The 12,767-nt window shown below is 42.2% G+C and carries 10 protein-coding genes and 1 pseudogene; 3 read left to right on the forward strand and 8 right to left on the reverse strand.

Annotation, left to right across the window (positions count from 1 at the left end; translation table 11 throughout):
- Window positions 1–104: 104 nt before the first annotated feature.
- A complete protein-coding gene (gene metE / locus CXF81_RS07170) occupies window positions 105–2,396 on the reverse strand; it encodes a 5-methyltetrahydropteroyltriglutamate--homocysteine S-methyltransferase (RefSeq protein WP_101180676.1) in 2,292 nt (763 codons plus the stop codon).
- Between the two features lie 133 nt (window positions 2,397–2,529).
- Here metE and CXF81_RS07175 point away from each other — a divergent pair, with 133 nt between their 5' ends.
- Window positions 2,530–3,417 carry a LysR family transcriptional regulator gene (locus CXF81_RS07175; RefSeq protein WP_101180677.1) on the forward strand — a complete coding sequence of 296 codons (888 nt, stop codon included), beginning with the start codon at window positions 2,530–2,532 and terminating at the stop codon, window positions 3,415–3,417.
- A 336-nt stretch (window positions 3,418–3,753) separates the two neighbouring features.
- Here the strand turns inward: CXF81_RS07175 and nhaC are convergent, their stop codons facing one another.
- The gene (gene nhaC / locus CXF81_RS07180) at window positions 3,754–5,172 is read right to left on the reverse strand and encodes a Na+/H+ antiporter NhaC (RefSeq protein WP_198556339.1); all 1,419 of its coding nucleotides are present in this window, start codon (window positions 5,170–5,172) and stop codon (window positions 3,754–3,756) included.
- A 269-nt stretch (window positions 5,173–5,441) separates the two neighbouring features.
- On the opposite strand from nhaC, the gene CXF81_RS07185 reads away from it, so the two are divergent.
- A complete protein-coding gene (locus tag CXF81_RS07185) occupies window positions 5,442–6,590 on the forward strand; it encodes an ADP-ribosylglycohydrolase family protein (protein WP_101180678.1) in 1,149 nt (382 codons plus the stop codon).
- On the opposite strand, the gene ovoA is transcribed toward CXF81_RS07185, so the two are convergent.
- The 5 genes from ovoA to CXF81_RS07210 all read right to left on the reverse strand — a co-directional run bounded on the left by ovoA (window position 6,562) and on the right by CXF81_RS07210 (window position 12,133).
- The gene (gene ovoA / locus CXF81_RS07190) at window positions 6,562–8,724 is read right to left on the reverse strand and encodes a 5-histidylcysteine sulfoxide synthase (protein ID WP_101180679.1); all 2,163 of its coding nucleotides are present in this window, start codon (window positions 8,722–8,724) and stop codon (window positions 6,562–6,564) included. The genes CXF81_RS07185 and ovoA overlap by 29 nt on opposite strands.
- A 576-nt stretch (window positions 8,725–9,300) precedes the next feature.
- Window positions 9,301–9,888: a hypothetical protein gene (locus CXF81_RS07195; protein ID WP_101180680.1), complete on the reverse strand. Its 588-nt coding sequence runs from the start codon at window positions 9,886–9,888 to the stop codon at window positions 9,301–9,303.
- Between the two features lie 15 nt (window positions 9,889–9,903).
- Window positions 9,904–10,851 carry a PDZ domain-containing protein gene (locus tag CXF81_RS07200; protein WP_101180681.1) on the reverse strand — a complete coding sequence of 316 codons (948 nt, stop codon included), beginning with the start codon at window positions 10,849–10,851 and terminating at the stop codon, window positions 9,904–9,906.
- Between the two features lie 2 nt (window positions 10,852–10,853).
- Complete coding sequence (locus CXF81_RS07205; protein ID WP_157825519.1) at window positions 10,854–11,510, reverse strand: hypothetical protein; 657 nt, start codon at window positions 11,508–11,510, stop codon at window positions 10,854–10,856.
- A complete protein-coding gene (locus CXF81_RS07210; protein WP_101180683.1) occupies window positions 11,507–12,133 on the reverse strand; it encodes an RNA polymerase sigma factor in 627 nt (208 codons plus the stop codon). Before CXF81_RS07210 ends, CXF81_RS07205 begins: the two co-directional genes overlap by 4 nt.
- Before the next feature lie 200 nt (window positions 12,134–12,333).
- Between CXF81_RS07210 and CXF81_RS19835 the strand changes: the two genes are divergently transcribed.
- Window positions 12,334–12,480, forward strand: a complete 147-nt coding sequence (locus CXF81_RS19835; protein ID WP_157825520.1) for a hypothetical protein — start codon at window positions 12,334–12,336, stop codon at window positions 12,478–12,480.
- An 80-nt stretch (window positions 12,481–12,560) separates the two neighbouring features.
- Here the strand turns inward: CXF81_RS19835 and CXF81_RS20275 are convergent.
- A pseudogene (locus CXF81_RS20275) lies at window positions 12,561–12,767 on the reverse strand (IS5/IS1182 family transposase); the annotation flags it as partial.

A 12,767-nucleotide genomic window follows, 5' to 3' on the forward strand; every position in this document is an offset into this window, starting at 1 on the left:
TAGCTAAGCTGACCTTTTACCGTAATTTCTTATACCGCTCCTAGGTCGACGTTAAAAAGCCTAATTTGGCATGTCCAGAGCGTCGAGACTATTAGGTCTGCTAACTAAGCGTTTAAGCGATCAACTCGCAATTGTTTAGCCGCTTCCACCAAATTACGTAATGCCGGTATTACCTCCTTCCACTCACGTGTTTTTAAGCCACAATCTGGATTTATCCAAAGTTGCTGCGCCGGTACTTTCTCTGATGCCGTTAGTATAAGTGCTTTTATGGCCTCGGTCGTGGGAATGTTTTGGCTGTGAATATCATAAACTCCCGGACCAATATCGTTATTGTAGTTAAACTGAGTAAACGCATCGAGTAATTTCATATTTGATCGTGACGTTTCAATGGTGATGACGTCGGCGTCCATGCGTTGAATATCAGGTAAGATGTCGTTAAACTGTGAATAACACATATGCGTGTGTATTTGCGTCGTGCTTGCCACTGAGCTAGAGCAAAGCTTAAACGAATCCACGGCCCAATTAAGGTATGTTTGCCATTCAGATTTTTTGAGGGGTAAGCCTTCTCTCAATGCAGCTTCATCAATTTGAATAATCTTAGTACCAATTAATTCTAGCTCAATGACTTCGTCTCGCACCGCGAGTGCAATTTGTTTAGTAGTGAGTGACCGAGCTTGATCATCTCTCACAAATGACCAGTTAAGAATAGTCACAGGGCCGGTAAGCATCCCTTTTACTGGCTTTTGGGTAAGCGATTGTGCATATTGTGTCCACTGAATAGTCATGCTGCTAGCTCTGCTGATATCACCATAAATAACCGGCGGCTTAACACAACGTGAGCCATAGCTTTGCACCCATCCAAATTGAGTGGTCAGCACGCCATTCAAAAATGCGGCAAAATATTCAACCATGTCATTGCGTTCAGATTCACCATGCACTAACACGTCTAGCCCTAAAGACTCTTGTTGCTGTATGCAGTTGGCTATCTGCGCTTTTAAGGCATTTTCATAAGCAGCGTCGGTAATATCACCATTAATAAATTCACGGCGAGTTTTACGTATTTCTGCAGTTTGTGGAAAGGAACCGATGGTGGTTGTAGGAAAACACGGTAAATTTAACAGTGCTTGTTGAGCGTTTATGCGCACCTTATAAGGATCGGATCGTGTTAACCAACTTTGTTGTATCTGCGAAAGTGCTTCTTGAACGCTTAAGTTGGTAGCTAAGGTCGACGCTTTGCGAGCAGCTATTATGTTTTGATTGTTTTGTAAGGCCTCGAGAACACTGTTCGATGGCGTATTTGTTAGTGCTTTTTTGAGTATTTCAAGTTCTTCCAGTTTTTGCTCCGCAAATGCTAACCAAGGCCGGATTTCAGGCAATATATTTTGCTCTATAGTGACGTCAACCGGGCAATGTAATAGAGAGCAAGCGGGCGCTAACCAAAGGTTGTTACCCTTAATGTCAGCGATAGGCTTAAGCAATGCCAAAGCGCGATTTAAATCGGTGCGCCATATATTGCGACCATCTACTATGCCTACCGATAAAACCTGGTTAGCATTTAGTTTAGCAGCCAATATCTCGACTTCATGCGGTGCGCGTATAGCATCAATATGAACACCGGCTACCGGCAGCGCGCAGGCTAATTTAAGATTTTTTGCTAGGTCGCCAAAGTAAGTAGTCAGCAGTAATTTAACGCCGCTGTCATTTAAGTACTCAAAGGCGTACTTATACGCGAATTGCCACTCATCGCTAAGCTCAGTGACCAGCGCAGGCTCATCTATTTGTACCCACTCCACGCCCTGTTTTGCTAGCATTTGCAATAGTAATTTGTATTCTTTTAGGAGAGGCTCTAATAGCTCCAGTTTATTGCTATTGTCGATGGCTTTGCCTAAATACAGATAGGTTAATGGTCCGATAATAACCGGTTTTACTTCAAACCCTTTGGACCTAACAGTGCGTATTTCTGATATCAATGACTCGCAGTTGAGCGTAAATGTAGTGCTACTTGAGAATTCAGGTACGATGTAATGATAGTTAGTGTCAAACCATTTAGTCATTTCGCCGGCATGAGTGGCACAGCAGTCGTTTTGTTTAGCGCGACCACGAGCTATACGAAAATAAGCATCAACGTCATTTTCTAGGGTATTGTCTACTTTTGCGCGGTCCGGCACATTACCAAATAAGAAACTAGTATCTAGTACATGGTCATATAGCGAAAAGTCACCTACTTGCGCGTAATCTAGAAGATTAAATGCGCTGTAATGTTGTTCTCTCACTTGTGTAATTTGTTTAGTAAATTCTTGCTGCTCGATATCAGTGTTCCAATAAGCCTCAAGTGTGCGTTTTAATTCTCTATGTTTGCCAATTCTAGGGAATCCAAGATTATGTAATTTAGCCATCTATACGTCCAAATAATTAAGTTGGACTGAGTTTACTCGCTGGTAAAAATAAAAAATAATGGTTTATTTTCATCAAACTATGAAATATATTCATACATTAATAAGCATATTCACACCTAAAATAGGAAATATAATGCTTGAACGTCAGCACTTACAAATATTAAAAGCGATTTCCTCAAAGGGAACAGTAACAGGAGCAGCAGCTGATTTATTTCTGACTCAATCAGCCTTAAGTCATGCTATTAAAAAATTAGAAAAACAATTTGATGTCAAGGTATGGGATAAGGAGGGACGGCGGGTAAGGTTAACCCAAGCGGGTGAATTACTATTAGGCTTTGCTAATAGGGTAATGCCCCAATTTGAGCATACTGAATTACAACTGCAACAAATAGCCAAAGGAGACCGGGGTATTTTGCGCATTGGTATGGAATGCCATCCTTGTTATCAATGGTTGTTAAAGGTAGTTCAACCGTTTATGTTAAATTTTCCTGATATCGATATAGATGTAAAGCAACAGTTTCAATTTGGCGCATTAGGCGCGTTGTTAGAATACGATATTGATATGATAATAACGCCCGATCCGCTGCAGCATAATGCGATTTCGTATCAAGCCGTATTTGACTATGAGCATGTACTAGCCGTGTGCGGTACGTCAGTTCTATCGCATAAAAAATACGTAGTGCCAAGCGATATCGCTAACCAAGTATTAATTACCTACCCAGTAGAACAAACTAGATTGGACATCTTTAGTCGATTTTTAACGCCCGCTGGCGCAAGCGTTAAACGCCATAAAATAATCGAAACAACTGAAATAATGTTGCAAATGGTAGCGGCCAATAGAGGAGTTGCAGCCCTGCCGAGATGGCTAGTAGAAGTGTTCCAAAAAGACTTGGATATTAGAGGAGTGTCGCTAGGTAAAACTAAAATGATGAAGTCAATTTATCTTGGGACGCGCAATGCGGACAAAATGCCTGCCTATATCCAGTCGTTTAAACAGTTGGCTAAAGAAACTAGTTTTTAAATAAGGCAAAACCCACGACGTTTATGACTAAACGCCACGCGTTTTTCATGCTTGCTTGATTGGGTTATTTGTATAAACGTGTGCTATCTTTACACCGCTTTATCGACTGTCTACAAGACAGTTTTTCGCTGCCATAAATGTTTAGCTAACAAATATTATGACGCTCATGTCTATTACCCACTGATATTGGGGCGATTATTAAAACAAGGTGCAAGTTCCAGTGACATTGAGACAGCTAGAGCATTGCATAGGACTGCAACAACCCATGCTTTTGTTGCTTGGAGACAAAGATCTAAATGTCAATATTTGCTGTGAAGCCTCACGGTTTTAAATCACTCATCCTCCGTTAACAACGGCCCTAGTTTTCGATTTCAGGAGACCAACCCCAAAGGCCGCCATAGCGATGGCAACAACGGCATTTAAGTAATTAAAAAAGGCATAAGGTAGGTAGTCAAGGACGTCGACGCCTAGCGTAGCGGTATAGAATGCCCCGGCAGTTGTCCATGGAATAAGGCCTGTTGTCATGGTTGACCCCTCCTCGACTGAGCGCGAGAGAATAGCACGGTCTAATTGCTGTTGTTCATATTTAGGCTTAAACAGTTGGCAACTTAGAATAATCGAAATGTAGGCTTCTCCCATAGCAACATTACCTAAAAAACCGGTCAATATGGTGGTGGCAATAAGCGTGGCTGTGCGTTTCACTTTAGCGATAATGCCAGCTAACAGTGCAGTAAGAAAGCCTGCCCCGTGCAAGATGCCACCTAACGCGATAGCCATTAGCGCAAGCAGCAAGGTCCAGCTCATGCTGCTAATACCGCCACGTCCCAATAAGGCATCTAAGTTTGGAATACCCGTGGATCCAGGTTTGTTCTCCCATAACGCATTTAGCACAGACACCGGATTAGCGCCTTGATAAATAATCGCTATCAACATGGCAAGCACAATACTGCATGACATTGTCACTTCTGCTGGCACTTTTCGAATACTCAAGGTTGCTAGCAAAATGAGCGGTAATAAGGTGACCAGCGGCATAAGGCTGTAATTGCTAGCAAGTGCACTTTGAATAGGTGTTACGGCATCTAATGCTAGATTTTGATCTGCATAACCTAATCCGATAAATAAAAATATCAAAAAAGTAAGGATAAAAGCCGGGACCGTAGTGAACAGCATCGAATAAATATGTCGATAAAGATCAGTGCCAGCACTCATGGCCGCCAAATTAGTGGTATCTGAAATAGGCGACATTTTATCGCCGAAAGTAGCACCGCACACGATCATGCCTGCGACTAGCGGCAAAGGAATATTCATGGCGGAACCGATACCAATAAAGACAACGCCTAGAGTACCAACTGTGCCCCAAGATGTGCCGGTAGCAACAGACATCAAAGCGCAAAGCAGCAACCCCACGGCTAAAAACAAACTCGGACTAAGTAAACTGAGACCATAGTACATCAGGGTGGCGATGGTCCCACTGTGCATGAAGCTTGATATCACCATTCCAATCAAGATAAAGATATAGATTGCAGACATTGCCCTAGAGAGCGCACTCGTCATCAGATCACGAATTTGTAAATAATCATAGCCAAGACTGTAAGCATGAAGCCCGGCCCATAAAAGACATAAAAACATGAGTGCATGCAGACTAATACCAAAAGCAAAAAGCCCGCCGGCGATGGTCATGACAATAACGCTAAAACAAACAAAAGACTGAAAAAAACGTGGGGAACGCGGCAACACAGTTGTAATTTCTGACATGGGGACACAGTGCATAAAACAAGTGCCTTAATATAGCATAGCTATGCAGTTCATAAAGCCAAATTTATAAAGCTGACGCTTATTTGATCTAAAAGAAGATCTATCTTGAATAAAGTGGCTAGCTTGAGTGTGTTACTGACACTTTTAATTACAATCCACACCAAAGAAAAGAACGTGATCGTAAGATAAAATTAACGGGATTAATTTATATGCGAGTTCTTTATGCTACTAGGTGATATTAGGTCTTATTAGGTCTTAGAGGCAATAACATGAACCATCGGTCTTCTCAGTCATCGCGCGTTGACTCTGCGCTTAAAACATCATTTATCGCTGATTCTCTTGCCATGCCGGTGCATTGGTACTATCAGCCCCTCGAAATAGAACGGGATTTTATTGGCGGCATTCAGCGATTTGAAGCCGCGCCTGAATTCCATCCATCTTCAATTATGTCTTTGCATTCAAAACGCAAAGGTGGCCGGCAATCAAAAGAAACCTCAACTTCCGGCTATTCACCAAAAGATAATGTATCTCAAGATCATTCAGCTCAAGTGGTAGGCGACATTATTTTACAGGACAAGGCGCAATTCTGGGATACGCCCAACGTACATTACCATCAAGGAATGCAGGCCGGCGAAAATACCCTAAACGCACACTGCACTCGGCTTTTAATGCGAACACTGAGTCATACGCCTGCACATTACGATCGACAGGAGTTTGTTAGCGCTTACATTGATTTTATGACGGCGCAACCACCAAAGCACCCGGATACCTATGCGGAATCATATCATCGCGGATTTTTTGCCAACTTAGCACTCGGTCGTAAACCAGAGAAGTGCGCGATGAAAACACATGATACAGCTTCTATTGGCGGTTTGGTGACAATTGCGCCATTGGTATTTTCAGAACGACTTAAGGGGACCAGTGAATCCGATATCCAAGTTGCATGTCGCCAGCATCTTGCATTAACGCATCCAGATGAATCCTTAATGCAGGTATGTGATCGCTACGTTCAACTGCTCTGTGGCTTGATGCAGGGACCCGATGAGGCCGGCGTTAGAGCACTCTTGATAGAAGCAAGCAAGAGCAATCCAGGACTCAATTTAGACGGTCTACTCAAACGCAACTTACCAGACCACCAAGTAGTCGGAGATTTGTTTTCACGGGCATGTTATATTTCAGATTCTTGGCCTGTTGTTCTTTACCTAGCTTATAAATATCAAGATGATCCTTGGCAGGCACTTCGGGTGAACACCAATCTAGGCGGCGATAATGTGCACAGAGGCATGGTGCTGGGAACGCTCTTGGGATTGCAGACTGATTCTGTGGCAACCAGCTGGTTTGAACAGCTGACTGACCACAACATAATTACTCAAGAGATTGACGCACTCATTAACGCGGCAAGCGCTCCCACACAGTAAGCTCAGACAACGTATGCTGAAACTTATGTTGGGTTTCATGAATAACGAACGGCACCTTGCGCGGCTCACCCACTAATTTGAAGTGGCTTGAAAGTTCATCTTTCAGGCCATCCAACGTCGTGTAGTTTTCACCGTCTTTCTTAAAGCCCCCTATCCACTCTTCCTTCGGCGTATGCTCCTCTAGCCAAGTGTACGGCGATGCAATAATTAGTAATCCGCCATCATTGATGCGTTGCGTGATGTCCTTAAGAAAGCCCTTAGGCTGATATAGTCGGTCAATTAAATTGGCCGCTAAGACTAAATCATAACCCGTAAATTGCGGTTTAAGGTTACAAGCATCCCCTTGGTAAAAGGAAACTCGGTCTGCGTACGCAGCCAGACCCAACTGTTCTAATGTACGAGTATGGTAACTGACCAAATCGCCCTCTTCTGTTCGCGCGTAACGAACCGCTCCTTGCTGCGCCATTTTAGCGCCTAAACGCGTAAAGTTAGCTGAGAAATCGATACCGTCTACATGCTCAAACTGTCGCGCTAACTCAAAGCTTGCTCGACCACAAGCACAGCCTAAGTCCAACGCCCTACTCATGGGTTTTCCTTTTCTTGCCTCAAGCGCAATATCGGCGAGTGCTTTCGGGAAGTTCTCTACTCCATACCACTGTTCACCGAAGTGAAACTCTGCATACTCTGACAGCAATCGATTGCTCTCGTAATAGGCATTCGGGTCGACCGGTTCGGCATCAGAGGCAATATAACGGAACCCTGCGTGCTGGGGGAAATGTTGCCTAAACGCATATCGCGCTGAACGTCTAGTTTCATTGCCGCTAGATGCCCAAGAACCCCCTTTGATCAAGTTATGCTTGCCATCAAAGGTAGGCGTGGTGAAATCATCGTAAAGAGGATGCACTTTGAAGTTATCAAAGGGGTATATTGGCGTTTCAGTCCATTGCCAAACATTGCCCACAACATCAAACCATTCCCCGTGCTGATAATGAGTAACGGGACAGCAAGAAGCGTAATGATCGATGTGCAAATTAGCATTGGCCGCATCGTTATTAATTTCTTCTACGCCCGCTTGTGCGCACAATCTATGCCACTCATCTTCCGTAGGCATACGAATGAGTTGTCCGCTTTGCTCCGCTTTCCACTCACAAAATGCCTTAGCTTCATGATAGTTAACTTCAGCAGGCCAGTCCCAAGCCATGTCTATTTCTTCGGTCATCAGACGTAGACGCCAACCGTTGTGCCAACGCCAAAAATTGGGGTATTTGGCCTCAGTAAACTGTCTCCATGAAAGACCATCGTCACTCCAGAATCGATTGTGTTCGTAGCCACCGGCTTCAACAAACTCTAAGAACTCTTGGTTACTGACTAAATATTGACTTGCTTTGAATTCGACTACCTCAGCCTCATGTTGACCGTATTCGTTGTCCCAACCAAAGTAGGCATCATCAAATTTTTTGCCTAAGCAAACCGAGCCTGCAGGTACGGTAATTAGCTTATTTTTTGGCGCCTCACCGCTGTCTTTACAAGCCGGCCATTGAGGCTGCTGTTGGACATTGGCAAGCGTGTGCTGACGGATCAGAACGGAGGAGGTTTCAAGATGAATGCGCTCGTGCTCAATACCCATGACCACTGGCCACCAGGGACTTTCCCAATTAATCGGCAAAGTAAGCTCTAAGGTATCAATCAAGCGTAACACTCTAGCACGCACTTTGGCACGATAGTCTCTTACCTCTGCAACGCTTGGCCAGTCGTAATTCTCTTCGCCTAAGTCGTCCCAACTCATTTCGTCAACGCCCACTGCAAAGACTGACTCCATGTAAGGGTCAATGCGTTCAGATATTAGTTTTGCCAACAAAAACTTGTTGATAAAGAACGTGGCAGTATGCCCGAAATAGAAAATAAGTGGATGGCGCAAGGGGGTGGACTTTTGGTAAAAAGCGGCCTCATCAACCAAGCAATCAAAAAGCTGGGTATAGGTATCAAAAGTGTTGGTGAAATAAAGGGCTATCTCTTCGCGCTTTTCGTCTTCAGCGCCACTGCATAGCTCTGGTGTTCTGCGTAACGCGAGTGAACTAGAAAACGTTGTGGTTCGTTTTGATAGTTTTTGAGCGTTTTTTATAGGTAATATCATCGTCGAACACGATCCTTTAGTTTTTGTTCTTCACTACTACGGTCATTCACTGCTTGACGGTTCAACATTTTTTATTTTATGTTAATAATGTTTTGCATAAAATCATGTGAAAATATGAAAACACGATTATCAACTCTTAGCTGAACAGTATTGTCTATATCGCGTCAAGCAACTTGAGCGTAGCACCCTTACGATTATTATCAGACCATCCACTGGACTTCGCCGAGAGTCGGTAACACGGTGCAAGAACTCGAAGTTCATTCGCTAAGTACATCCGTTAGTGACACTAATCAGTCGAATAACTTAAATGTCTTTAAATAGAGACTCTGGGTCTTCAGCTATCTTTATCAGTCATATACTTTACGCTTGACTAGCTTACTATATTTTGCAAGGTATTTGACTGTTACTTTTTCACCGCAACCAAGTTCTTTTTCTTTGCTTACCTCAGCATTAGAATTTGACTTCGTTTTTGTTGATATATCATCGACATAGATGTTTTAGCTCGGTATATGTGGCAAGTACATATAACTCATACCGTTTATTTTCAAAACCCCACGAAAGTGCTAATAAAAACCGTCAGGGCTGCCCCACAATAACCTGCATGCGAGGTGTTTTAACTCCTTCAATGAGGAAGGCTGCTGTGCGCAAGCTAGTTGCGGATGACGCTTTGTCATTATAAATAGTTAAATTTAGAATATCACCTTCTTGCAAAGCCAAAAGCTCAGTGAGTCTATCCTCGGCAGTTAATTCGGTAACACGTTCACTGTTAACACGAGTTATTATTTCACCAACGCTAATGCCTAACATTGCCCCCACACTATGCTCTTGAACTGCCGTTACTAGAAAACCTTTTTGTGCTAATTCATCGCTGATTGAGGTATCAAGCATCAAACCTAAGGTCGCCACATTGTTTGCCGGGATATCCACTGAAAATTGAATATGGTTTGTGTTCCCGTGCTTTTTTTGCTCTACCCTGGAAATAGCCCTTACAACCTTGATTACTTGGTTTTTAATAGCCGTAAAAGAAGTATCCACGTTTTCTGTTGTTTGGTTAGCGTAACTTTTCACTATCCCTAAAGAAATTAGACTAATCACGATAGCTAGCTTTAATATACACATTGTTTTTTGTATAACTCTTTGTTGTAAATAAATAAAATAATTCATGCGTCGCACCAATACTTAGATGGGTTTAAAATTTTCATTCGATACTCCCTTACATGCTGCTTCTTTCGTTTCCCAAACCACTGCTTCCCAATGTTCATTGCCTCTGGCATATCTGTTATCTAGTAGACGTGCAGCAACGTTGTAGCGAACATTAGGTTTGATCAAAATAGTCAGCGTATTTGCTCTTGCTGGGCGTGTTGGAATGTTATCGAATGCAGATTTAGGGACGAAAGACTGCACGTCAATAGTGTATGTTCCTGGAGCGAGTCTTATATTTTTATAGCTTCTGTTTACATTCTTTCCATTAATTTTTGATGCCCTGGCCTGAAAAAGTCGCTTGTGCTCGAGCGGTTGATGCTCGGTTGAAAGGATCCCGCAACTTTGTCCTTCAATACTTGCGTCTATTCCAGTCTCAATATTGGTACTGGGATTATTAGAAGATTCATCATAAACCTGAATATCGATACTTGGCACTACAAATTGTTCAGTAATCATTTGCACGTAAATTACTTTTTCCGGCGAGAATAAACCAACATTGGTGACCCCATTAAGGTCCAATTGTTTTTTGATATGCATTGGTGACATTTTAGCGACTGTTTTGCCATTAATAGAATGTATTATATCGTTGGCCTCTATGCCGGCTTTTTCTGCCGCGCTGTCGATACTAACGGCAAGTACCTTAAGTCCAAATTCGTGCATAACTGAATCAAGTACTAAGCCGGCATTCGAACGAATTTGTTTCGGGACTTGCACTGATTGACTCAATCCAATATCCGAACCATTGATTTGGGCATTAATTGCTATACTAACCAACATTGGTTTTACGGCTTTGGCGAACTCTTCTAATAAGGCTTTAGATTCTGGTGTAAGCTCTGTGGTGTCGCTGGCGTATGCCGTATTCAGAAATAAACCCATGACAAAAATTAATGTACGAGAGACGAATGTATACGTTTTGAGTTTCATAATTATACCCTTTTGTGTTGAGTTTTTTGGGTGGTTAAACGTTCATTAATTACTTTCAATAAGCTTAAACGTTGTTTCCAAAGTTTGGTCTTTTCTTCTACTGTACCCTCGGTAAAATAAGCGCTTTGCAGTTCATCATCAATCGCATGTAATTCAGTGTAAAACTCATAACGGGTTAAATTTTCAGATGATATGGCAAGTGTGTATTGCGGCAATACTTGTCTGAATGATTTAATTTCAATTTCTAGTTTTTGATTGGAAGCAATTAACGCTTGCAGTTTCTCAAGAGCGACAGCTTCATTGACAATTTGATAATCAGGGCTATGTTCGTTATTGAAAATTTCTTGTTTAGCAACATTGAACGCGACTACACAAAAGATAATTGAAGCAGCAAGTGCCAGTGGAAGTTTAAACCACGACTGTTTTATTTGAACTATTTTAGTTCGGTGCTGAGCTCTATTTTCGGTAAATGATTGCATTAAATAAGGGGATATTTTTTTTATATTTGACGGTGCTTCAATATCCGAAATTGATTTTAGTTGTTTTATTATTCCCTGATTTTTGAGAAACAGCGAAGTACATTGTGTACATTGTGCCATATGCAATTGCGCTGTTTTGTCAGGAGATATAAGTTGTGCTTCGGTTAAGTGCTGGTTCATGGCTTTTTCCATTTTCTTATTTCTTTATTCTGTTCAACGCCATTGTTGAGGCCTTGTACCTTTATTTGCTCTCTAAGTTTTTTAAATGCCCGGTTTAAAGTAACTTTCGAAAAACTAATAGATTTACCGAACATATTTGCAATTTCTTCATGTTTATAACCATCAACTTGATGCAGCATAAGCACCGCTTTTTGCTCAATCGACAACTTTTTAACTAACGTTTCCAGCTCCCACTCTGTTTCTCCCTGAGTGCCACTGTGATAAGCGATTTGTTCTGAATCTATTTCCTTTTCTAAGCTTTGTTCAGCACTTTCAACAAACTGTGTAATATTCATTAACTTACTATGACGTAAACAAGAAATTGTTTCGTTTGCAACAATTCGTTTTAGCCATGCGCCAAAACTACTTGGATTTTCGAGCCCACCAATTTTGTGGATCACTTTTATAAAGCTATTTTGTACTATGTCCTCAGCCAGTTTACGATCGCTACTTATACGAAAAGCTAAGCTATAACACGCATTTACATACGTAGTGTAAAGACGTTCAAACGCTTCGTGATCGCCATCTTTTGCTGCGTTCACAACTGCATTTGGTACATATTGGGCGAATCCTACTTTTTCCATTTAGAGACTTTTTATTTCCTTTGAAAGATAAGACGCCTGTGGCGGGAAAAGGGTTACATTTATTTAGTCAAAAGGCTGAGATATAAGCACTTTACGGCTGGTTTAGCGCCCAACTAAGTAATGGCATAGAGTTTGGCACAGATCCACACTACATCCCTACCCAATGTAACCAAATCTTATTCCCTTTACCTAAACCATTGATGTTTGACCCGTCGCGCAAACTCACCATTACCCTGTCCCCCTTAACCGAACAAGTGGGTAAAGAACAGCTTTGGTATTGGTCTGTACAAGATGGTGAAAATACGCTTGGTGTCAATGAACAAGAACTGCAAAGTCAGCACACTTAGAATGTGCCACAAGGTAAATTAACGTCGAGGCGAGAACGCTAAATAGAGACCTTTAAGCAAGGGACAGTCGCAGCAGGCTAGCACTTAGCGCTGATAGCGCAGTCTCGGCAAGCAATATGATTAACGTATACCTTTTGCTCAAGACCATGTTCTGTCACGTTGCGGCGATGGACCAATTCCTCACCCGCAGGCAGATATAGATATCCTTGTTTTATCGTATTTGAATAACGATTTATTGAATACGCCTTTTTTTGCTACGCCCGAGGTATCGGTCTGTGGCACTTTTT

It is taken from the genome of Glaciecola sp. 33A, assembly GCF_002836745.1.
Taxonomy (GTDB): domain Bacteria; phylum Pseudomonadota; class Gammaproteobacteria; order Enterobacterales; family Alteromonadaceae; genus Glaciecola.